Origin of the sequence: Lysobacter solisilvae (assembly GCF_016613535.2) — a bacterium.
Taxonomy (GTDB): domain Bacteria; phylum Pseudomonadota; class Gammaproteobacteria; order Xanthomonadales; family Xanthomonadaceae; genus Agrilutibacter; species Agrilutibacter solisilvae.
This window is the reverse complement of sequence record NZ_CP071518.1, coordinates 3,676,119-3,695,832: the sequence shown is the minus strand read 5'-3', so window position 1 is coordinate 3,695,832 and position 19,714 is coordinate 3,676,119. Positions and strand designations below refer to the sequence as shown.

The 19,714-nt window shown below is 70.5% G+C and carries 16 protein-coding genes, 1 tRNA gene and 1 pseudogene; 5 read left to right on the top strand and 13 right to left on the bottom strand.

Annotated elements, in window-relative coordinates; translation table 11 throughout:
- Positions 1–15: 15 nt before the first annotated feature.
- From I8J32_RS16325 to I8J32_RS16315, 3 genes are read right to left on the bottom strand one after another with little or no spacing between them, the layout of a single operon-like run.
- Positions 16–600, bottom strand: coding sequence for an IMPACT family protein (locus tag I8J32_RS16325; protein WP_200613627.1), 585 nt, complete (start codon positions 598–600; stop codon positions 16–18).
- Positions 597–1,658 (bottom strand): hypothetical protein, encoded by a 1,062-nt coding sequence (locus I8J32_RS16320; RefSeq protein WP_200613625.1) that lies wholly within the window; start codon positions 1,656–1,658, stop codon positions 597–599. Before I8J32_RS16320 ends, I8J32_RS16325 begins: the two co-directional genes overlap by 4 nt.
- Before the next feature lie 9 nt (positions 1,659–1,667).
- Positions 1,668–2,222 (bottom strand): RNA polymerase sigma factor, encoded by a 555-nt coding sequence (locus I8J32_RS16315; RefSeq protein WP_200613622.1) that lies wholly within the window; start codon positions 2,220–2,222, stop codon positions 1,668–1,670.
- 322 nt (positions 2,223–2,544) lie between these two features.
- Here I8J32_RS16315 and I8J32_RS16310 point away from each other — a divergent pair.
- A pseudogene (locus tag I8J32_RS16310) lies at positions 2,545–4,872 on the top strand (bifunctional diguanylate cyclase/phosphodiesterase); the annotation flags it as partial.
- A 52-nt stretch (positions 4,873–4,924) separates the two neighbouring features.
- Positions 4,925–5,443, top strand: a complete 519-nt coding sequence (locus I8J32_RS17965; protein WP_343225238.1) for an EAL domain-containing protein — start codon at positions 4,925–4,927, stop codon at positions 5,441–5,443.
- Positions 5,444–5,607: 164 nt separating this feature from the next.
- Here the strand turns inward: I8J32_RS17965 and I8J32_RS17900 are convergent, their stop codons facing one another.
- The 4 genes from I8J32_RS17900 to xseA all read right to left on the bottom strand — a co-directional run bounded on the left by I8J32_RS17900 (position 5,608) and on the right by xseA (position 10,511).
- Positions 5,608–5,742: a hypothetical protein gene (locus I8J32_RS17900; RefSeq protein WP_284691291.1), complete on the bottom strand. Its 135-nt coding sequence runs from the start codon at positions 5,740–5,742 to the stop codon at positions 5,608–5,610.
- Positions 5,743–5,766: 24 nt separating this feature from the next.
- A complete protein-coding gene (locus I8J32_RS16305) occupies positions 5,767–7,548 on the bottom strand; it encodes a vWA domain-containing protein (RefSeq protein ID WP_245156363.1) in 1,782 nt (593 codons plus the stop codon).
- Between the two features lie 90 nt (positions 7,549–7,638).
- Complete coding sequence (locus I8J32_RS16300; RefSeq protein WP_207526682.1) at positions 7,639–9,066, bottom strand: aldehyde dehydrogenase family protein; 1,428 nt, start codon at positions 9,064–9,066, stop codon at positions 7,639–7,641.
- 89 nt (positions 9,067–9,155) lie between these two features.
- Positions 9,156–10,511 (bottom strand): exodeoxyribonuclease VII large subunit, encoded by a 1,356-nt coding sequence (gene xseA / locus I8J32_RS16295; RefSeq protein WP_200613613.1) that lies wholly within the window; start codon positions 10,509–10,511, stop codon positions 9,156–9,158.
- 113 nt (positions 10,512–10,624) lie between these two features.
- On the opposite strand from xseA, the gene ispG reads away from it, so the two are divergent.
- From ispG to I8J32_RS16280, 3 genes are read left to right on the top strand one after another with little or no spacing between them, the layout of a single operon-like run.
- Positions 10,625–11,902 (top strand): flavodoxin-dependent (E)-4-hydroxy-3-methylbut-2-enyl-diphosphate synthase, encoded by a 1,278-nt coding sequence (ispG, locus tag I8J32_RS16290; protein WP_200613611.1) that lies wholly within the window; start codon positions 10,625–10,627, stop codon positions 11,900–11,902.
- Entirely contained in the window at positions 11,880–12,653 is a 774-nt protein-coding gene (locus I8J32_RS16285) for a phosphatase PAP2 family protein (protein ID WP_200613609.1), read from the top strand. The genes ispG and I8J32_RS16285 overlap by 23 nt, the downstream gene beginning before the upstream one ends.
- 44 nt (positions 12,654–12,697) lie before the next feature.
- The gene (locus I8J32_RS16280; RefSeq protein WP_200613606.1) at positions 12,698–14,683 is read left to right on the top strand and encodes an HD-GYP domain-containing protein; all 1,986 of its coding nucleotides are present in this window, start codon (positions 12,698–12,700) and stop codon (positions 14,681–14,683) included.
- A gap of 5 nt (positions 14,684–14,688) precedes the next feature.
- On the opposite strand, the gene I8J32_RS16275 is transcribed toward I8J32_RS16280, so the two are convergent.
- The 6 genes from I8J32_RS16275 to I8J32_RS16250 form a co-directional block, all read right to left on the bottom strand.
- Positions 14,689–15,588, bottom strand: a complete 900-nt coding sequence (locus I8J32_RS16275) for a DMT family transporter (RefSeq protein ID WP_245156362.1) — start codon at positions 15,586–15,588, stop codon at positions 14,689–14,691.
- Between the two features lie 76 nt (positions 15,589–15,664).
- On the bottom strand, positions 15,665–16,720 hold the full coding sequence (gene murB, locus I8J32_RS16270; RefSeq protein WP_200613603.1) for a UDP-N-acetylmuramate dehydrogenase: 1,056 nt from the start codon (positions 16,718–16,720) through the stop codon (positions 15,665–15,667).
- Positions 16,721–16,734: 14 nt separating this feature from the next.
- Positions 16,735–17,793, bottom strand: a complete 1,059-nt coding sequence (locus I8J32_RS16265) for a quinone-dependent dihydroorotate dehydrogenase (RefSeq protein ID WP_200613601.1) — start codon at positions 17,791–17,793, stop codon at positions 16,735–16,737.
- Between the two features lies 1 nt (position 17,794).
- Entirely contained in the window at positions 17,795–17,983 is a 189-nt protein-coding gene (locus I8J32_RS16260; protein WP_200613599.1) for a hypothetical protein, read from the bottom strand.
- A gap of 20 nt (positions 17,984–18,003) precedes the next feature.
- Complete coding sequence (gene amaB, locus I8J32_RS16255) at positions 18,004–19,536, bottom strand: L-piperidine-6-carboxylate dehydrogenase (RefSeq protein ID WP_200613597.1); 1,533 nt, start codon at positions 19,534–19,536, stop codon at positions 18,004–18,006.
- A 97-nt stretch (positions 19,537–19,633) separates the two neighbouring features.
- Positions 19,634–19,710: transfer RNA gene (locus I8J32_RS16250), tRNA-Arg, on the bottom strand.
- Positions 19,711–19,714: the final 4 nt, after the last annotated feature.

The following is a 19,714-nucleotide window of genomic DNA, read 5'->3' as shown; positions in this document are numbered from 1 at the left end:
GGGCAAAGCGTGCGGTCAGCCGTCGGGCCAGCGCACCCGGTCACGGGTGGCGTCGCGCAGCTGGGTTTTCAAGGCGTCCACGCGATCGGACGGCAGGCGCAGGCGCGTCACCACGCCGTCCGGCTGGAAGTCCTCGCCGCGCTTTTCCGCGCCAAACTGCGCAAGCGCGGCATGCACGGCACCGGTCGCGTCGAACGGATAGGCCACGGCCAGTTCGCTCCACGCGATCAACGGCTGCCGCGGCGCCAGGCGCAGGCATTCGGCGACCGAACCACCGTAGGCGCGCACCAGGCCGCCGGCGCCGAGCTTGATGCCGCCGTACCAGCGCGTGACCACGGCGGCGACCTGGTCGAAACCCTGGCCGTCGATCGCGGCCAGGATCGGCCGGCCCGCGGTGCCGGCCGGTTCGCCGTCGTCGCTGAAACGGTATTGCCCGCCGATGCGGTACGCCCAGCAGTTGTGCGTGGCGGCGGCATCGCTTACCTGCGCCAGCCAGGCCAGTGCGGTTTCCGGCGAGGGCGCCGGCGCGGCATGGACGATGAAGCGGCTGTGCTTCACCTCCAGCTCGTGCGCCACGGGCGCCGCGAGCGTGTCGGTCATGGCGCGGCGTCGGTCGCCAGGCTGCGCAGGTCCTCGGGCAGGCGCACCTGCGGATAGGCGCGGCGGAACAGGCGCAGGCTCTCGCGCGCGGCAACCCGGTCGCCGGCGTCGCGGCGCGCGCGGATGCGATCGAGCCAGTCTTCGCGCTTCAGGCGGGCGTCGTCGCGGGCGGGAATGGCCGCCAGATCAGGCGCCGCGATGCGGCTGCCGGTGACCGAGATCGCATCCAGCTCGGTCGGAGCCTCTGCTTCGTCCTGCGGGAACGCAGCGGCCTCCCGCGCCGGCGCGGGCGCGGGCGCGGCGGGAGGCGCGGCCTGCGCGGCCGGGGGCGCTCGCAGCCCCCGCTCGGCGGTGGCACGCGCCGCTGAGGTGTAGGTGGCGCGGCGTTCCTGGCGGGCCGCCTCTTCGACGGCCGCGGCCGCGCCGGTGCTGGCGGCTGCGTCGTCGGCCAGGGCCTTGTCGGCGCGGGCGTTCGCCGCGGCATTGCCGCTGAAGCCCTCGTAGGACGGCGCCGCAGCGGCAGCCGACCCCGATGGCGCGACGGCGAAGGGAGCCGCCGCCGCATCGCTTTCCTGCGCAACCGCCGGGGCGGCCTCCGTCGCGGCCTTGGCCTGCGCGTATTCGTCACCAGCACGGGCGCGCGCCTGCGGCTGCGGCGGCGCGGCGGCGGTCGCGGCATCGGCGGCGGCTTCGAATGGCGGCGGGTTGTCGACCGGCGCGCGCGAGCCGGCCGGTTCGGCGGCAATGAAGACCTCCTCGGTCGATTCGGCGGCAACCGGCGCCATCGAGACGCGCGGCCGCATCTGCCAGACCACGCCCAGGGCGAGCACGCAGGCCGCGGCCACGCCGACGCCGGTGATGGCCGCCGGCGGCACGGCCCAGGCCGCCCAGCGGCGGCGCGCCGGACGGGTGCGGGTCGCGGCAGCGGCATGCGCGGCGGCGAGGATGCGGGCGTCCAGGGCGGGCGAGGGGCCGTCGACCGGTCCCAGGCGCGACAGGCGCCCGGCAAGCTCGCGCTCGTCGGCGTCCAGCGGTTCGCGGGGGTCGTGGCTAGTCATGTCCGGCGGTCACTCGTTCAATCTCGATCGCAGCTTGTCCATCGCGTAGCGCAGGCGCGACTTGACGGTTTCGCGGCCGACGCCGGTGATGGCGCCGATCTCCTCCAGGCTCAGTTCCTGTTCCAGGCGCAGCAGCAGGACCTCGCGCTGCTCCTCAGGCAATTCCTCCAGCGCGAGTTGCAGGCGCCGGCGTTGTTCGAACTGCGACAGCTCGCGTTCGGGCGTGGACGGGTCCGGCACGCGCGCGGCGCGCTCGTCGCCATCGTCCGGCGCGGCAGGGCGATGCTTCGCCGCGCGCCAATGATCGTTCAGGCGGTTGTGGGCGATCCTGAACAGCCAGGTCGAGAAAGCCGCATCGGGCTTCCAGTTTTCGCGCGCGGCGATCACACGCTGCCACACATCCTGGAAGAATTCGTCGGCCAGCGCCTGGTTGCGCAGCTGCCGCAGCAGGAACCGGTACAGCGGCCCGCGGTGGCGCGCGTACAGGATCTCGAACGCGGCCACGTCCCCGCCTGCCCAGGCAAGCATCAGCAGGTCGTCATTGGCGTCCGCGCCCGGATTCATGCGCGGCAGCGTACGGGCTGCGGCCGGCGGCGGGAAGCGGTCGGCTTCGCTCCTGGCCACCGTGGACACCGCCGCGACCGCCCGGCCGCCGGCCGTGGAGCCCTCCGGGGCAGGTGGCGGCCAGCCCCAGCCCATCGGCCCGCAACGGTCGGGGTCGCGGGCCGGCGGCCAATCGGAGCATCCATCAAATCGAGCAACCAGTTCCATGACTGGATGAACGGTCGGGCTGGGCCGGCGGGGTTGGCATCGGGCCCCCCGGGGCGCGTTATGCTCAGGGCACGGTCAGGGGGAGGCTGAAGTTCCGGTGCAACGGTTGGGCACGATGTCGATGCCTTCGGACACGTCCGAGGCTTTTGGAGACGCGCTGGCAGGCGCGCTGCAGGAAGGACTGCAGCCCGGCGCCCAGGTTCTCGTGCGCTGGCGCGACGGCTCCGGCCTGCCCGGCTTCTCCCTCACCGGCAACGTTTCGCCGCGGATGACCCAGCTGGCCGAGCAGATGATGGCCACCGGCAATCCGCCCAAGGACGACCCGCGCCTGCTGGCGCTGGTCTGGGACGGGGAGGACAGCAGTCGCGCCGTGGTCCTGGCCGACCTGCCCGAATCGTTGCCGGCGTCCGCGCGCCGCGGCTGGCTGTCTATGGCGCAGATGCTGGTCGATGCGCACCTGACCGCCGCCCAGGCCCGCGCCCGCGCCGAACAGCTGGAAAAATCCGAACGCCTGCAGCAGGCCCTGTACGAGATCGCCGACCTGGCCGGCTCGGACCTGGAAATGGCGGACATGCTCCGCCGCATCCACGCCATCGTCGCCGGCCTGATGTACGCCGAGAACTTCTACATCGTCCTCTACGACGACCAGCGCGACACGCTGCGCTTCCTGTACTTCGCCGACCGGCGCGACCCCTACGTGGCCGATCCCTCGGTGGAGACGGTCGCCTCGGACATGCCCAACAGCATGACCGTCGCCCTCCTGCGCCACGGCGAACCGCTGCGCGGGCCCTCGTCCCAGCTGCGCGAATCCTTCGGCGTGGTGATCGATCCGCAGCACGGCCCGGACAGCGAGGACTGGCTGGGCGTGCCCATGCGCCGCGAGGACCGCGTCTGCGGCGCCATCGTGGTGCAGAGCTACGACCGCCCCGGCGTCTACCGCGACGATGAGCGTGCGCTGCTCAGTTACGTCGCCCAGCACATCCTCACCGCGCTCGACCGCCGCCAGGCGCGCGAGGAACTCGAACGCCGGGTCGAGGAACGCACCCGCGCCCTGCAGCACAGCAACCGCGACCTGCAGGCCGAGATCATCGAACGCCAGCGCGCCGAGCGGCTGCAGCGCGCGCTGTTCCGCATCGCCGAGCTGTCGATCACCTCCGAGACGCTGGAGCGCTTCTACGCGCAGGTCCACGACGTGGTCGGCGAGCTGCTCTACGCCCGCAACTTCTACATCGCCCTGGTCTCCGAAGACGGGCGGATGATCCACTTCCCGTACTCGATCGACGAACGCGACGTCACCCGCCACACCCGCCAGTTCGCCGCCGGCCTGACCGAGTACGTCATCCGCGAAGGCCACGCGCTGCTTGCCGACCGTCCCTTCATCCAGCGGCTGGAGGAGGAAGGCAAGGTGCGCAGCCTGGGCACCCTGTCGCATTGCTGGCTGGGCGTGCCGCTGTTCCGCGAGGAGATCGTGGTCGGCGTGATCGCCGTGCAGAGCTATTCGCCCGCCATCGCCTTCACCTCGCGCGACCAGGAACTGCTCACCTTCGTCGCCCACCACATCGGCATCGGCCTGGTGCGCAAGCAGGCGCAGGACCGCCTGCTGGTGGCCCACGGCGAGCTCGAGCAGCGCGTGACCTCGCGCACGCGCGAGCTGGCCGAGGCCAACGCCGAACTGCTCTCGCAGATCGGTGAACGCCTGCGCGCCGAGCAGCAGCTCACCTACCAGGCGCGCCACGACGCGCTGACCGGACTGCCCAACCGCACCCAGCTGCTCGAACGGCTGGCCGCGGCGATCACCCGCGCGCAGTCCGATCCGGCACAGGGCCCGGGCGCGCGGCATTTCGCCGTGCTGTTCCTCGACCTGGACCGCTTCAAGCTCGTCAACGACAGCGTCGGCCACTCGGCCGGCGACGAACTGCTGATCGAAGCCGGGCGCCGCATCGTGGCCACCGTGCGCGGCGGCGACACGGTCGCGCGGCTGGGCGGCGACGAGTTCGCGATCCTGATCACCGACATCGACGGGCTGGGCATCGTCGAGGACCTCGCGCGCCGCGTGCTGCTCTCGCTCAACGAACCCTTCTGGGTCGCCGGCCGCGAGGTGTTCCCGTCGGCCAGCGTGGGCATCGCGATGTGGCACCCGCGCTACCAGAACGGCGCCGAACTCCTGCGCGACGCCGATGCCGCGATGTACCGCGCCAAGGCCGCCGGCCGCAGCAGCTCGGCGGTGTTCGACGAGGCCATGCGCGAGGAAGCCATGCGCATCCTCGACCTGGAAGCCGACCTGCGCCGCTCCATCAACGGCGAGGGATTCGTCGCCTTCTACCAGCCGATCGTGCGCCTGAGCGACCGCCAGGTCATCGGCCACGAAGCCCTGCTGCGCTGGCGCCATGAACGCCGCGGCCTGCTCACGCCCGGCGAGTTCATCGGCCTGGGCGAGGACAGCGGGCTGATCGAAGAGGTCGACTGGATCATGTACCAGCAGGTCGCCCAGCGGCTTGCGAAGGAAAACTCGGGGCTACATCTCGGTCAATGTCTCGCCGCGCCATTTCCTCTCGGCCGATTTCGCCGACCGCCTGCTGCGGCTGATCGACCAGGCTGGCGCCGATCCACACAAGCTGCGCATCGAGATCACCGAAGGGGCGCTGCTCGACGACACCGCGCGCGCGCTGCGCATGCTGCGCACGCTGCGCAGCAACGGCGTGCTGGCCCAGCTGGACGACTTCGGCACCGGGTTCTCCGCGCTGAGCTACCTGCATCGCTTCCCGCTGGAATGCCTGAAGATCGACCAGAGCTTCGTCGCCGGCCTGGTCGGTGACACGCGCCCGGAAAGCATGGCCGTGGTCCGCGCCATCCAGGCCCTGGCCGGTTCGCTGGGCATCCACACGATCGGCGAGGGCATCGAGAGCGAAGCGCAGCGCGTGCTGTTGCGCGAGCTCGGCTGCCAGATGGGGCAGGGCTTCCTGTTCGGCCGCCCGATGGCGCAGCTGATGCCGCTGGCGCCGTCGCGGCTCTGAGGGTTTCGCGGGGCCTGTAGCCCACGCATGCATTCCTGGTCCCCGCGTCCCGCGTCCGCAGCCCGGCCGGAACGTCACCCAGCGACGAACTCCAACAAAAAACCTCTTCCCGCACGCCGCGGGAAGAGGTCGCCAGGCAGGACGTTGCCTTGGTCCGCCAGCAGTCAGGGGCCCACCGTCATTCGCTGACCCTGGGCGGTCGCCCTGTCGGGCGTCGCGATCAGGTGGTCGGCCTGGTCGATCAGGCCGAGCAGTTCGGCGCGCTGGCCCCAGCGGTCCTCGCCGAGCGTCTGCTTCACCTCGGCGCGAATGCGCGTCCAGTCCTAGGTGCCGATGTTCGTGCCGCCGCGCAGCGCATCGGCGAAGGCCGCCACCGCGCTGGCGAAGCGCAAGGAGGGTCCCGGCGTGGCGGTGAGCTGCGAGCGCAGGACCGGCGTTTCGATCAGGCGGCTGCTGCCCTCGCCCGGGCGCTTGTAACGCAGGCGCAGGTGCGCGACTTCGGCTTTGGTCGACGCGTCCTTCGACGCCACCGCCGTGCCGCCATAACGCAGCGGGGACAGCCGGGGCGCGCCGGAGTCGACGGGCGTGAGCTCGTACAGCGCGGTCACTTCATGCCCGGCGCCGATGTCGCCGGCATCGACCTTGTCGTTGGCGAAGTCCTCGCGGTTGAGCAGCCGGTTCTCGTAGCCGATCAGCCGGTATTCGGCCACCACCGCCGGGTTGAACTCGATCTGGATCTTGACGTCGCGGGCGATGGTCATGAGCGTGGAACCCATCTCCTCGACCAGCACCTTTCGGGCCTCGCGCTCGGTATCGATGTAGGCGTGGTTGCCGTCGCCGACATCGGCCAGCCGCTCGGCGAGCTGGTCGTTGTAGTTGCCCTGGCCGAAGCCCAGCGTGGTCAGTGCGATGCCGGTCTTGCGCTGGTCGGCCACCAGCGTCTCCAGCGCGTTCTGGTCGATGGTCCCGACATTGAAATCACCGTCGGTGGCCAGGATCACGCGGTTGACGCCGCCCTCGACGAAGGCCTGCCGCGCCATCGCGTACGCCAGACGGATGCCGTCGCCGCCGTTGGTGCTGCCGCCGGCTTCCAGGCGATCGAGCGCCCCCAGGATCGCGTCCTTGTCTTCGCCGGATGTCGGCGGCAGCACCAGGCCCGCGGATCCCGCATAGACCACGATCGACACGCGGTCCTGCGGACGCAGCTGGTTCACCAGCTGGCGCAGCGAGGCCTTGACCAGCGGCAGCTTGTCCTCGTCCTGCATGGAGCCGGAGGTGTCGAGCAGGAACACCAGGTTGGCCGGCGGCAGCGTGGCCTTGGGCACGTCGTATCCCTTGATGCCCACCATCAGCAGCTGGCGCTGGCTGTTCCACGGTGCGGACGCCAGCTGCGTGGTCACGCGGAACGGCGTGCTGGGCGATGCGGGGCCGGGGTGGCCGTAGTCGAAGTAGTTGAGGAACTCCTCGGTGCGGATGGCGTCCGCGGGCGGGCGGACACCCTGCGCGAGCATGCGGCGCACATTGCTGTAGCTGCCGGTGTCCACGTCGATGGAGAAGGTCGACACCGGCTGCTCACTGGTGCGATGGACGGGATTGGCATCCTTGTGCGCGTACTTCTCGGTATTGGCCGGTGACTGCGGCGCGGCGGCCTGCAGGTACCTCAGCGCCGGTTCGTCGATGCGCGAGCCGGTGACGGAGATTGCATCCAGTTCCGCGGCGGCCTCGGCCTCCATCGGGGGTGGCGCGAATTGCGCGACCTGTGCCGGCGGCGGCGGTGCCACGGCATGGCCGGCGACGTTTCCACTGGATGCAGAGCGTCGTGCCATGAGCCCTTCGGCCCGCGGACGCGGCTGGGAAGCCTGCTTGTAGGCATCCGTGCGTGGAGACGCGGCGGCGGGCGCCGCGTCCACCGCGGCGGCGGCGTCGGCGGCGCTGATGGCGGCGGCTTGCGCCGCACGCTCGGCCTGGCGCGCCTCGTCGGCGGTGCCGGCCTCGGCCGAGGCCTTGTCGTCGGCGGAGGACAACTCGGGCTGGGTGGTATTGCAGGCGGCCAGCGACAGGGCTAGGGCGAGGGCGAGGCGGTGCGGGCGGACGAGGCGGTGCATGGTGCGTCTCCGTGGCAGGTTGCCTGTGGAAACGCGCCGCCCGCGCGAACGGGGTTGGCCGGCGTGAAGTTTTTTTGCCGCGCCCGCCGGTCAGCCCCGGATGACCAGCAGCCTGGGCTCGGTCATGTCCTCGATCGCCATGCGCACGCCCTCGCGCCCCACGCCGGAATTCTTCACGCCGCCGTAGGGCATGTTGTCGACGCGGAAGCTGGGCACGTCGCCGACGATCACGCCGCCGACCTCGAGCACATCCCAGGCGCGCAGTGCGTGGGCGAGCGTGCCGATGAACACACCGGCCTGCATGCCGAAGTCGCTGTCGTTGACCCGCGCCAAAGCGTCGTCGAAATCGTCGAAGGCCTCGAGCACGGCGACCGGACCAAAGACTTCCTTGCGGTAGAGGTCGCAGTGGTGGGGCACGTCTTCCAGCAGCGTGGCTGGCACCATGCTGCCCTGGCGCTCGCCACCGGCACGAAGTTTCGCACCGGCCTTGCGCGCCTGCGCGATCCACTGTTCCACGCGCTGCGCTGATTCCTCGTTGACCATCGGGCCGATGAAGGTCTTCTCGTCACGCGGATCGCCCATGCGCAGCTTGCCGACGGCGGCCTTGAGCTTGCGGCGCAGCCGTTCGTACACGTCGCGATGCGCGTAGATGCGCTGCACGCTGATGCAGCTCTGCCCGCTCTGGTAGTAGGCGCCGAACACCAGCCGTTCGACGACGTGGTCCAGCGTCGCACCGGGATCGGCATCGACGATGCAGGCCGCGTTGCCACCCAGCTCGAGGGTCACCTTCTTGCGTCCGGCCTGCGCCCTGAGGTCCCAGCCGACCATGCCGCCGGTGAAGCTGAGCAGGGCGATCCGCTCGTCCTGCACCAGCTGCGCGGCGTCGTCGGTGCTGCACACCATCACCGAGAACGCGCCGCGCGGCAGGTCGGTCTCGGCCAGGATCTCCGCGATGATGAGCGCGCCCACCGGCGTCTTGTCCGCGGGCTTGAGCACGAACGGGCAGCCGGCGGCGATCGCCGGGGCGACCTTGTGCGCCACCAGGTTGAGCGGGAAGTTGAACGGCGTGATGAAGCTGCACGCACCGATCGGCACGCGCTTGACCATGCCCCGGTAGCCGCGCGCGCGGGGCGAGACCTGCAGCTCGATCAGTTCACCGCCGATGCGCGTGGCCTCGCCGGCGGCGATGCGGAAGGTGTCGATCAGGCGGGTGACTTCGCCACGGGAATCGCGGATGGGTTTGCCGGCCTCGATGCACAGCGCCTGGGCCAGCTCCTCCGCACGCTCGCCGAATCGGCGCACGCAGTGCTCGAGCACGTCGCGGCGCGCATCGGGCGGGAAGGCGGCCATGGCCGCCCTGGCCTTGTGCGCAGCCACGATGGCCTTGCGCACCGCGGTGGCATCGGCGAGCGCGACGCGCGTGGCGATCCTGCCGGTGTACTTGTCGCGGACTTCCAGGTCGGTATTGGCCTGCACTGGCTGGTTGGCCAGGTAGTAGGGGTACTTCTTGGCGAGCATGGCACCCTCCTGGTGGCTCGAGTCTACGCCGACTGGCAATGCGGGCCGGCGGCCCGCTCAGCCGGTCCCGACGGGGCCTTGCGATGCGATCACGTGGGGTCTTCCGCGTCGGGATCGACCACCCGCAGCGGCAGCGTGCCATCGGCCAGGCGCGCGCGCAGCCGGTCACCGGGCGCGGCATCCAGCACGCTGCGCACGACGCGGCCATCCTCGTGCTGGACGATCGCATAGCCGCGCGCGACCGTGGCCAGCGGGCTGACCGTCTCCAGCGAACGCGCCAGGCCGCGCAGTTGCAGGGCGTGGTGGCTGACGCGCCGCGCAACGGCTGCCTGCGGCCGCAGCCCGATCGCGGCGAGACGTTCACGCAGCCGGCCCAGCCGGTGGCGGGGATGGCTGGCGCGCAGCACCGCGCCGCCGTGGCGCAGGCGCGCACGCTCCTGCTCCAGCCGCCGTTGCCAGGCGGCCGACAGACGCCGCAGGGCTTCGGCCTGGCGCCGGCACAGCGCTTCCAGGCGGGCCTGCGGCCGCATCGCATTCAGGCGCAGTCCGGCCCGGTCGGCGCGCTGCATGGCGCCGCGCAGGCGCTGCGCATGCAGGGTCGCCAGGCGCGCGTGCAGCGCGCGCAGGCGGCGTTGCAGGTCGTCGCGAGAGGGCACCAGCAGTTCGGCGGCGACCGAGGGTGTCGGCGCGCGCAGGTCGGCGACGAAGTCCGACAGGCTGAAATCCGTTTCATGGCCGACCGCGGAGACCACGGGGACGGGCGATTGCGCGATCGCGCGCACCAGGCGCTCGTCGTTGAAGCACCACAGGTCCTCCAGCGAGCCGCCGCCGCGGGTGAGCAGGATGACGTCGTAACGGCCGCTGGCGGCCGCGCGCCGCAGCATGGCCACGATCTGCGCCGCGGCGGTGGCGCCCTGCACCTGCACGGGCAGCACCTCGGCGTCGACCAGTCCGAAGCGCCGTGCCAGCACGCTGAGGACGTCACGCACCGCCGCGCCTGTGGGCGAGGTGATCACGGCCAGGCGGCGCGGAAAGGCGGGCAGGGGACGCTTGCGGGCCGCCTCGAACAGGCCTTCGGCGGCCAGGCGCGCCTTGAGCTCCTCGAAGGCCCGCCGCAGCGCGCCTTCGCCGGCTTCCTCCATGTGGTCGAGCACCAGCTGGTATTCGCCGCGCGCCTCGTACAGCGTGAGCCGCCCGCGCGCCAGCACGCGCAGCCCCTCGCGGGGGACGAACTTCAGCCAGGAGCTCTTGGGCTTGAACATCGCGCAGCGGACCTGCGCACGCTCGTCCTTGAGGACGAAGTAGAGGTGGCCCGACGAGGGCCGCGACACATTGCCCAGTTCGCCCTCGACCCAGACCGCCGGGAAGGTGTCTTCCAGCAGATCGCGGGCCAGCGTGTTGAGCTGGCTGGGCGTGAGGACGTGGGCGGAGTCGTCGGGGGTCATTGCGCGATGGGGATGGCGGGCAGCTCACCCTACCGATTTGCGCCGGCGCGCAACAGCATCCAGGCCGGCCCCCGACTGCGGGGTAGTCAGGGGGCCGGAGGTACAATGGCCCCATGAATTCAGCCTCTTCGCTCCTTCCGCCGCCCTGTGCGGGCCTGGCCTTCGGCCCCCAACCCCGTCGCGCGACGCGTGAAGTGATCGTCGGTGGCGTGCACCTCGGCGGCGGCGCCCCGGTGGTCGTCCAGTCCATGACCAACACCGACACCGCCGACATCGCCGGCACCACCCGCCAGGTGGCGGAGCTTTGGCGGGCGGGGTCGGAACTGGTGCGGGTCACGGTGAACACGCCCGAGGCCGCGGCTGCCGTGCCGCGCATCGTCGACAAGCTGGCGATGATGGGGCTGGACGTGCCGATCATCGGCGACTTCCACTACAACGGGCACCAGCTCCTCACCGGCGAGCCGGCCTGCGCACGCGCGCTGGCCAAGTACCGGATCAACCCGGGCAACGTCGGTTTCGGCAAGAAGAAGGACACCCAGTTCGCCACGCTGATCGAGCTGGCGATCGAACACGGCAAGCCGGTGCGCATCGGCGCCAACTGGGGATCGCTCGACCAGGCGCTGGCCACGCGCCTGATGGACGAGAACCACCTGCTGCCGCAGCCGCTGGAGGCGGCCGAGGTGCTGCGCGAGGCCCTGATCCGTTCGGCGCTGGATTCGGCGGCGCGCGCGGTGGAACTGGGCCTGCCGGCCGAGCGCATCGTGCTCAGCGCCAAGGTCAGTGGCGTGCAGGAGCTGATCGCGGTCTATCGTGAACTGGCGCGTCGCGGCGACTACGCGCTGCACTTGGGCCTCACCGAGGCCGGCATCGGCAGCAAGGGCATCGTCGCCTCCAGTGCCGCGCTGGCGGTGCTGCTGCAGGAAGGCATCGGCGACACGATCCGCATTTCGCTGACGCCCGAGCCGGGCCAGTCGCGCACCACCGAAGTCATCGTCGCGCAGGAGCTGCTGCAGACGCTGGGCCTGCGCGCGTTCACCCCGATGGTCACCGCGTGCCCGGGCTGCGGGCGCACGACCAGTTCGTTCTTCCAGGAACTGGCCAAGGCCGTGCAGGAACACGTGCGGGCCAAGATGCCCGAATGGAAGGTCACCCACCCCGGCGCCGAGAACCTCACCCTGGCCGTGATGGGCTGTGTCGTTAACGGGCCCGGCGAATCGCGCCACGCCAATATCGGCATCTCGCTGCCCGGCACGGGTGAGGCGCCCTCCGCGCCGGTGTTCGAGGACGGCGAGAAGACGGTGACGCTGCGCGGGGAGAACATCGCCCGCGAGTTCGTCGAACTGATCGACCGCTACGTCGAACGGCGTTATGGCGCAGCCGCACAGGCCTGAGCGCGCGCAACGCACCAGGGCGGCGACCGCCCGCGCGCCTGCACCGGCCGTCGCACAGACGGTCGCGCGCGAGGCGCGCTTCGGCGCGGCCTTCCTGCGGCGCTTCGGGTTGCGCCTGCTGCTGCTGTTTGCCGGCCTGCTGCTGCCGCTGTGGGCGCTGGCCGAACTGATCGAAGAGGTGCGTCAACACGACCCCTTTCCCTTCGACGATCCGATCCTGCTGTTTGCCCATGCGATGGCGCGCGATGGCTTCGACCGCGCCTTCCTGCTGTTCTCCCGGCTGGGCTACCTGTGGGGCGTGGTGCCCTTCGACGTCCTGCTGGTGGTCGTGCTGGGCCTGCGGCGCCGCGCGCGCGAGGCGCTGTTCGCGGGGCTGGCACTGGGCGGTTCGGCCCTGCTCAACCTGGCCACGAAGCAGGTCTTCGCGCGCGACCGGCCCTCGCTGTGGGATTCGATCGCGCCCGAGCACACCTTCAGTTTTCCCAGCGGCCACGCCATGGGGTCGATGACCCTGGCCTGGGTCCTGCTGCTCCTGAGCTGGCGCACGCGCTGGCGGTGGCCGGTGGCGGTGCTGGTGATCGCGTTCACGGTGATGGTGGGACTGTCGCGCGTCTACCTGGGCGTACATTTCCCGTCCGACATCCTGGCCGGCTGGACCGCGGCCAGCGTGTGGACGGTGACCTGTTTTTTCATGGTCTTCCGCCATAACCGCCACCCGTGGGAAAGCAAGGCGATTCCCCGGTCGGCCTGAGTGGGGCATACACTGGCGACGGGACACAGACCGGGGGGTATCCCATGGCCGCTCGGCCGATTCTGCCGCTGTACCTGCACATCACCGCGCTGTCGCTCGGGCTGGTGCTCGCGCTCGGCGGCACGATGCGCTGGGTGGCCGCGCGATACGAAACGCCCTCGGTGTTCCTGGCCCTGTTCGGGGTCGCAATTCTCATCGCGCTGGCCATCGCGCACTGGCTGACCCGGCCGCTGCGACAGCTGGCGGATGAGGCCGAGGCGGTGCGCCGCTTCGATTTCAGCGATCGCGCGGTGCTGCGCTCGTCGGTAACCGAGATCAACGAACTGGCGCAAAGCGTCGATCTCATGCGCGATGCGCTGCGGCGCTTCCTGGAACTGAACCTCGCGCTGGCAGGCGAGGAGGATTTCGAAGCGCTGCTCCCGCGGGTGCTGACGGAAATGGCGGGCGCCGGCGCGGCGCACGCGGGCGTGCTGTATCTGGTCAATGCGCGTGGCGACGCGCTGGTGCCTGGCGCACTGCGCGCGGCCGAAGTGAGCACCGCCCGGCCGGGAATTCCGGACGTTCCGTTCGATACCGCACCGGCGCTGCTGGGCACGGCCTTGCGCCTGCAGCGCCCTGCCGTCGGTGCCCTGTCGGCGCGCGAGCTGCTCGCGACGGGGCTGGATCCGGCGATGGCCGACCAGGCCGCGGTGGCGCTGCCCCTGCTCAATCGCCACGACGCGCTCGTCGGTGCGCTGCTGCTGTTCGGTGAGCGCGCGCTGGAGCCCATGCGCCTGAGCTTCCTGACCGCCGTGTCGGCCGGCGCGGCGCTGTCGCTGGAGACGCGCGAACTGGTGCGCGGCCAGAAGGACCTCCTCGAGGCGATCATCCGCATGATCGCCGGCGCGATCGATGCGCAGAGTCCGTACACCGGGGGGCACTGCGAACGCGTGCCGGAGCTGACCTTCATGCTGGCGCGCGCGGCCTGCGCCACGCGCGAAGGCCCGTTCGCGGACTTCGACCTGGACGCGCGCCAGTGGGAGGCGGTGCACATCGCCAGCTGGCTGCACGACTGCGGCAAGGTGACCACGCCCGAGTACGTCGTCGACAAGGCGACCAAGCTGGAGACGATCTGCGACCGCATCCACGAGGTGCGCATGCGCTTCGAAGTACTCAAGCGCGACGCCCACGTGGATTTCTGGCGGGCCGTGGCGCAAGGTGGCGACGAAGCGGCATTGCGGCGGGAGCGCGATGCGCGCTGCATGCAGCTGGACGAGGAGTTCGCCTTCGTCGCCCGCTGCAACGTGGGCGGCGAATACCTGCCGCCCGAGCAGCAGGAGCGGCTTCGCCGCATCGGCGCGCAGACCTGGCTGCGGACGCTGGACGACCGGCTGGGGCTGTCGCGCGACGAGCTGTCGCGCAGGACCGACGCGCCGGCGCCGCTGCCTGTCGACGAACCCCTGCTGGCCGACAAGCCCGAGCACCGCATCGCCCGGCCGCCGGGCGAGGGCGTGGCGGCGGAAAACCCGTGGGGGTTCCGCATGGAGGTGCCGGAACTGCTCTACAACCGCGGTGAACTGCACAACCTCACGGTGAGCCGCGGCACGCTGTCGTCCGAGGAACGCTACAAGATCAACGAACACATCGTGCAGACCATCGTGATGCTGTCGCAGCTGCCTTTCCCGCGGCACCTGCGCAACGTGCCGGAGATCGCCGGCGGCCACCACGAGAAGATGGATGGCACCGGCTACCCGAAGGGCCTGACGCGCGAGCAGATGAGTCCGGTGGCGCGGATGATGGCGATCGCGGACATCTTCGAGGCCCTGACGGCCGCCGATCGTCCCTACAAGTCGGGCAAGACGCTATCGCAGGCGCTGACCATCATGGCCCGCATGCGCCGCGAGCAGCACATCGACCCGGACCTGTTCGAGCTGTTCCTGCGCTCGGGCGTGTTCCGCGATTACGCGCAACGGTTCATGCGTCCCGAGCAGATCGACGAGATCGACATCGAGCACTACCTGGGCGCGCCGAGCCCCGCCCTGGCCGGCTGACCCGGCTACTCGCCGGGCTTGGCCGCTTCCACGGGCGCGCTGGTGGCGTGGCGCCGCGCCAGCTGGGCCTCGCGATGGGCGATGTAGGCATTGGCCGCGAAGATGATGCCCGCGCCGATGACCGTCCAGCGGTCCAGGTCTTCGTTGAACAGCAGGTAGCCCATCACCGCCACGAAAGGCAGCTGCATGAAGCTGATCGGCGTCAGCGCCGACACATCGCCCAGCTTCAGGGCGCGCGTCCACAGCATGTGCCCACCAGTGCCCATCAGGCCGGCCGCGGCCACCCACAGCCAGGTGATGCCCTGCGGCCACTGCCAGACGAACAGGGCCGGCAGGAGCGACATCGGCACCCACAGCAGCGTGGTCCACAGCACGATGCGGTCGGCCGGTTCGGTCGCCGAGAGCTGCTTGATCTGGATCGAGACGATGCCGCTGAGCACGGCCGCCGCCAGCGCGATCAGGGTGCCGGCGCTGAATCCCGTCGTGCCGGGACGCACGATCACCAGCACGCCGACGAAGCCCAGCGCCACCGCCGCCCAGCGGCGGGCGCGCACCTGCTCGCCGAGGAAGATCACCGCGGCGATCGTCACGAAGATCGGCGTGGAGTACGACAGCGACACGGCCTGCGCCAGCGGAAGGTGGCCGATGGCCCAGAATCCGCAGAGCATGGAGAACACGCCGATGACGCAGCGGACCAGGTAGCGCGGCAGCTGCGTCGTGCGCAGCAGCCCCGGCCCGTGTCGGTACAGGAGCGGCAGCGCGGCAATCACGCCGAAGAAATTGCGGAAGAACGCGATCTCGAAGGTGTGCAGGCTCTGCGAGGCGAGCTTGACCACCACCGCCATGAGTCCGAAGAACACGGTGCTGCCCAGCATCAGCAGCGCGGCGCGCGTGTGGTTGCTCATCGGTCGGGGTGCGGCCGGTGGGCGGGTCGGTCGGCCGCGCGAGGGCCGCAGGGGCCGGCGGCCGTCACGCGTGCGGTCACCATGTGGCGCCGATGACCCGCGGTTCGGGTTCCAGCGCCACGCCGAAGCGTGCGTACACCGAGGCGGCGATGCGGCGCGCCAGGTCCAGCAGTTGCGATCCGGTGGCTTGGCCATGGTTGACCAGCACCAGCGCGTGCGTGGCGGCCACGCCGGCATCGCCGTCGCGATGGCCCTTCCAGCCGCACTGGTCGATCAGCCAGCCCGCCGACAGCTTGCGCGAATCGGCGTCGTTGCCGCGGAACACGGGCAGCGCCGCGTGCTCGGCCTGCAGGGCCTGCGCCTGCGCCGCCGGCACCATCGGGTTCTTGAAGAAGCTGCCCGCGTTGCCGATGACGGCCGGGTCGGGCAGTTTCCGCCGGCGGATGGCGATGACGGCGTCGGCGACGTGGCGCGGGGCCGGCGAGGTCACGCCCATCGCGTCGAGTTCCTCGCGCAGGCCGGCGTAATCGAGCTTCACCGCCGGCGTGCGTGGCAGCGCGAACTCGACTGCGGTGACGATGTAGCGGTCCGGCTGGTGCTTGAAAAGGCTGTCACGGTAGGCGAAGGCGCAGGCCTGCGCGGGCAGCCGGTGCACTTCACCGGTGGCCGGTTCGAAGGCTTCCACCGCGTGGATGAACTCGCGCACCTCCACGCCATAGGCCCCGATGTTCTGGATGGGCGCGGCGCCGACGGTGCCGGGGATCAAGGCCAGGTTTTCCAGGCCGCACAGGCCCTGCCGTACCGTGCGCATGACGAAGTCGTGCCATTCCACGCCGGCGTCGGCGCGCACGATCGCGATGTCGCTGGCTCCGGCCGTGTCGTCGGCGTCGAGCTGGCTGACCCGGTGTCCGGTCAGGGCGAGCACCACGCCGGCGGGGTTGCCGGCGAACAGCAGGTTGCTGCCACCACCCAGCACCAGGGAGAGGTTCGCCGCGAAGTCGGGATCGGCGAAGAGCGCGGGCAGTGCGCTGGCATCGGCCACCTCGACCAGGACTTTCGCCCTCGCCGGGACGCCGAACGTGTTGCGGGACTGCAGGCAGGCGTCGCGTGCGATGCGGATGGCGTCGGTCATGTAGGGCCGTGGGCTCAGTCTTCCGGCGGCAGGTTGCCGCGGCTCGGCGCTTCCTTGCGGCGGCGCATCGATTCCACGCATTCGTGCACCAGCGACGGCCCGCGGTAGACCAGGCCGGTGTAAAGCTGGACCAGGGTCGCGCCCGCGGCCATCTTCGTGGCCGCATCGGCGCCCGCCAGGATGCCGCCGACGCCGATCAGCGGGATCGACTCGGGCAGGCGCGTGCGCAGCATGCGCAGGATGGTGGTGGAACTGCCCATCAACGGCCGGCCGGACAGGCCGCCGGTTTCATCGGCGTGCTCGGCGCCTTCGACATGGATGCGCGAGACGGTGGTGTTGGTGGCGATGACACCGTCCACTTCGAGGTCCGCCAGCACGCGCGCCGCGGCGTCGACGTCGCTTTCCGACAGGTCGGGCGCGACCTTCACCAGCATGGGCACGCGGCGGCCGTGCTTGGCACCCAGGCGTTCCTGTTCCTCGCGCAGTGTGCCGACCAGGCGGCGCAGCGCCTGTTCCTCCTGCAGCTCCCGCAAGCCGGCGGTGTTGGGCGAGGAGATGTTGACGGTCACGTAGTCGGCCAGCGCGTAAACGCGCGACAGGCAGTACATGTAGTCGCCTTCGGCGGCGTCGTTGGGCGTGTCCTTGTTCTTGCCGATGTTGATGCCCAGCAGGCCGGTGCGGCGCTGCGCGCGTTCGACGTTGCGGACCAGCGCCTCCAGGCCTTCGTTGTTGAAGCCCAGGCGGTTGATGATCGCTTCGTGTTCCGGCAGGCGGAACATCCGCGGCTTCGGATTGCCGGCCTGCGGCTTGGGCGTGACGGTGCCGACCTCGACGAAGCCGAAGCCCAGCGAGAGCAGGGCGTCGATGTGCTTGCCGTTCTTGTCCAGGCCGGCGGCCAGCCCGACCGGGTTGGGGAAGGTCAGGCCAAAGGCCTTGGTCGGCAGCGGGGCGGGCTTGCGCGACAACAGCGGGTTCAGGCCGGTGCGATAGGCCGTCTCCAGCGCGTCCAGGGTCAGCCCATGGGCGCGCTCGGGGTCCATGCCGAACAGGAAGGGGCGGGCGAATCCGTACACGTCAGCGCTCCACGCCCAGGGTCTGGAGGATCGGGCCCATTGTGGCGGCGTCGAGCGGGGAGCCTTGGTGAAGATGCCCAGGCGTCCCCTGAAAAGGCGTCGGCGGCTCGGCCGCGAGGGCCGGCGCGCCCAGGACGAGCACACAGGCCACCAGGCCCGGACGCATTGCCTGCATGGCGCGGCGGATCATCGCGGCGGCTCCCGGCCCGGTCACAGGTCGAACTTGATGCCCTGCGCCAGCGGCAGCGCGTCGGAGTAGTTGATGGTGTTGGTCTGGCGGCGCATGTAGGCCTTCCAGGAATCCGAGCCCGACTCGCGGCCGCCGCCGGTTTCCTTCTCGCCGCCGAACGCGCCGCCGATCTCCGCACCCGAGGTGCCGATGTTGACGTTGGCGATGCCGCAGTCCGAACCCGACGCCGCCAGGAACGCTTCGGCCGCCTTGAGGTTGGCGGTGAAGATTGACGAGGACAGGCCCTGCGGGACGTCGTTCTGCAGGTGGATGGCTTCCTCGATGGTCTTGAACTTCATCACGTAGAGGATCGGCGCGAAGGTCTCGTGCTGGACGATCTGCGAATCGTTGGTCAGGCCCGTGACGATCGTCGGCAGGACGAAGTTGCCCTTGCCCTCGATCGCGGCGCCGCCGGTCTCGATCTTGCCGCCGGCCGCCTTGGCCTTCTCGACCGCGTCAAGGTAGGCGTCGACGCCGTCACGGCTGTTGAGCGGGCCCATCAGGTTGGCCGGGTCGGTGGGGTCGCCGATCTTCTTCTCGACCTGCTTGTAGGCGGCGATCAGCTTGGCCAGCACGTCGTCGTAGATCGAGTCGTGCACGAACAGCCGGCGCGTGGTGGTGCAGCGCTGGCCGGCCGTGCCGACCGCGCCGAAGGCGATCGCCGGGATGGCCAGCTTCAGGTCCGCGGTCTGGTCGACGATGATCGCGTTGTTGCCGCCCAGTTCCAGCAGCGAACGGCCCATGCGACGCGCGACGCGCTCGCCCACGTTGCGGCCGATCTTGGTCGAACCGGTGAAGCTGATCAGCGGCACGCGCCTGTCATCGACGAAGTGCTGCGCCAGTTCGCTGCCGGCGTCGTTGAACAGGAAGAAGATGTCGGGGAAGCCGCCCTTCTTCAGTGCCTCGTTGCAGACCTTCATCGCGGCGATGGCCGACAACGGGGTCTTGGGCGAGGGCTTCCACACCGTGATGTCGCCGCAGATGGCGGCCACGAAGGCATTCCACGCCCACACGGCGACCGGGAAGTTGAACGCCGAGATCACGCCGACGATGCCGATCGGGTGCCACTGCTCGTACATGCGGTGGCCGGGGCGCTCGGAGTGCATGGTCAGGCCGTACAGCTGGCGCGACAGGCCGACGGCGAACTCGCCGATGTCGATCATCTCCTGCACTTCGCCATCGCCCTCGGGCTTGGACTTGCCCATCTCCAGCGCGACCAGCGAACCCAGCGCGTCCTTGTGGGTACGCAGCGCGTCGGCGCACAGGCGGATGGCCTCGCCGCGACGCGGCGCCGGGGTGGTGCGCCACACCTTGAAGGCGGCCTGGGCCCGCTCGATGATCAGGTCGTAGTCGGCCTGGCTGGAGGCCTGCACGCGGCCCAGCACTTCGCCCGTGGTCGGGTTGACAGGCTCCAGCACGCCCGCGTCCTGCGTGGTCGACCACTGGTCGCTGCCAAGGTAGGTGCCGGACTCGTTCTGGGTGAGGCCGAGGGCGCTGAGGACGGGGTGGGTCATGGAAACTCCAAGTGGATCGAATTGGGGGAAGGGCAGAGAAGGGAGAAGCGGAGGGGCAGCCTCGTTGCTCACTCCTCTGCCTCTGCACTGGGCGTGTTGGCGGCCCCGACACGATTCGAACGTGCGACCTGTCCCTTAGGAGGGGACCGCTCTATCCAGCTGAGCTACGGGGCCAGTG

Coding starts and splice junctions, on each gene's coding strand:
- I8J32_RS16325 (WP_200613627.1), bottom strand. CDS start 600: ATGACCGACACGCTCGCGGCGCCCGTGGCGCACGAGCTGGAGGTGAAG.
- I8J32_RS16320 (WP_200613625.1), bottom strand. CDS start 1,658: ATGACTAGCCACGACCCCCGCGAACCGCTGGACGCCGACGAGCGCGAG.
- I8J32_RS16315 (WP_200613622.1), bottom strand. CDS start 2,222: ATGAATCCGGGCGCGGACGCCAATGACGACCTGCTGATGCTTGCCTGG.
- I8J32_RS16305 (WP_245156363.1), bottom strand. CDS start 7,548: ATGCACCGCCTCGTCCGCCCGCACCGCCTCGCCCTCGCCCTAGCCCTG.
- I8J32_RS16300 (WP_207526682.1), bottom strand. CDS start 9,066: ATGCTCGCCAAGAAGTACCCCTACTACCTGGCCAACCAGCCAGTGCAG.
- xseA (WP_200613613.1), bottom strand. CDS start 10,511: ATGACCCCCGACGACTCCGCCCACGTCCTCACGCCCAGCCAGCTCAAC.
- ispG (WP_200613611.1), top strand. CDS start 10,625: ATGAATTCAGCCTCTTCGCTCCTTCCGCCGCCCTGTGCGGGCCTGGCC.
- I8J32_RS16285 (WP_200613609.1), top strand. CDS start 11,880: ATGGCGCAGCCGCACAGGCCTGAGCGCGCGCAACGCACCAGGGCGGCG.
- I8J32_RS16280 (WP_200613606.1), top strand. CDS start 12,698: ATGGCCGCTCGGCCGATTCTGCCGCTGTACCTGCACATCACCGCGCTG.
- I8J32_RS16275 (WP_245156362.1), bottom strand. CDS start 15,588: ATGAGCAACCACACGCGCGCCGCGCTGCTGATGCTGGGCAGCACCGTG.
- murB (WP_200613603.1), bottom strand. CDS start 16,720: ATGACCGACGCCATCCGCATCGCACGCGACGCCTGCCTGCAGTCCCGC.
- I8J32_RS16260 (WP_200613599.1), bottom strand. CDS start 17,983: ATGATCCGCCGCGCCATGCAGGCAATGCGTCCGGGCCTGGTGGCCTGT.
- amaB (WP_200613597.1), bottom strand. CDS start 19,536: ATGACCCACCCCGTCCTCAGCGCCCTCGGCCTCACCCAGAACGAGTCC.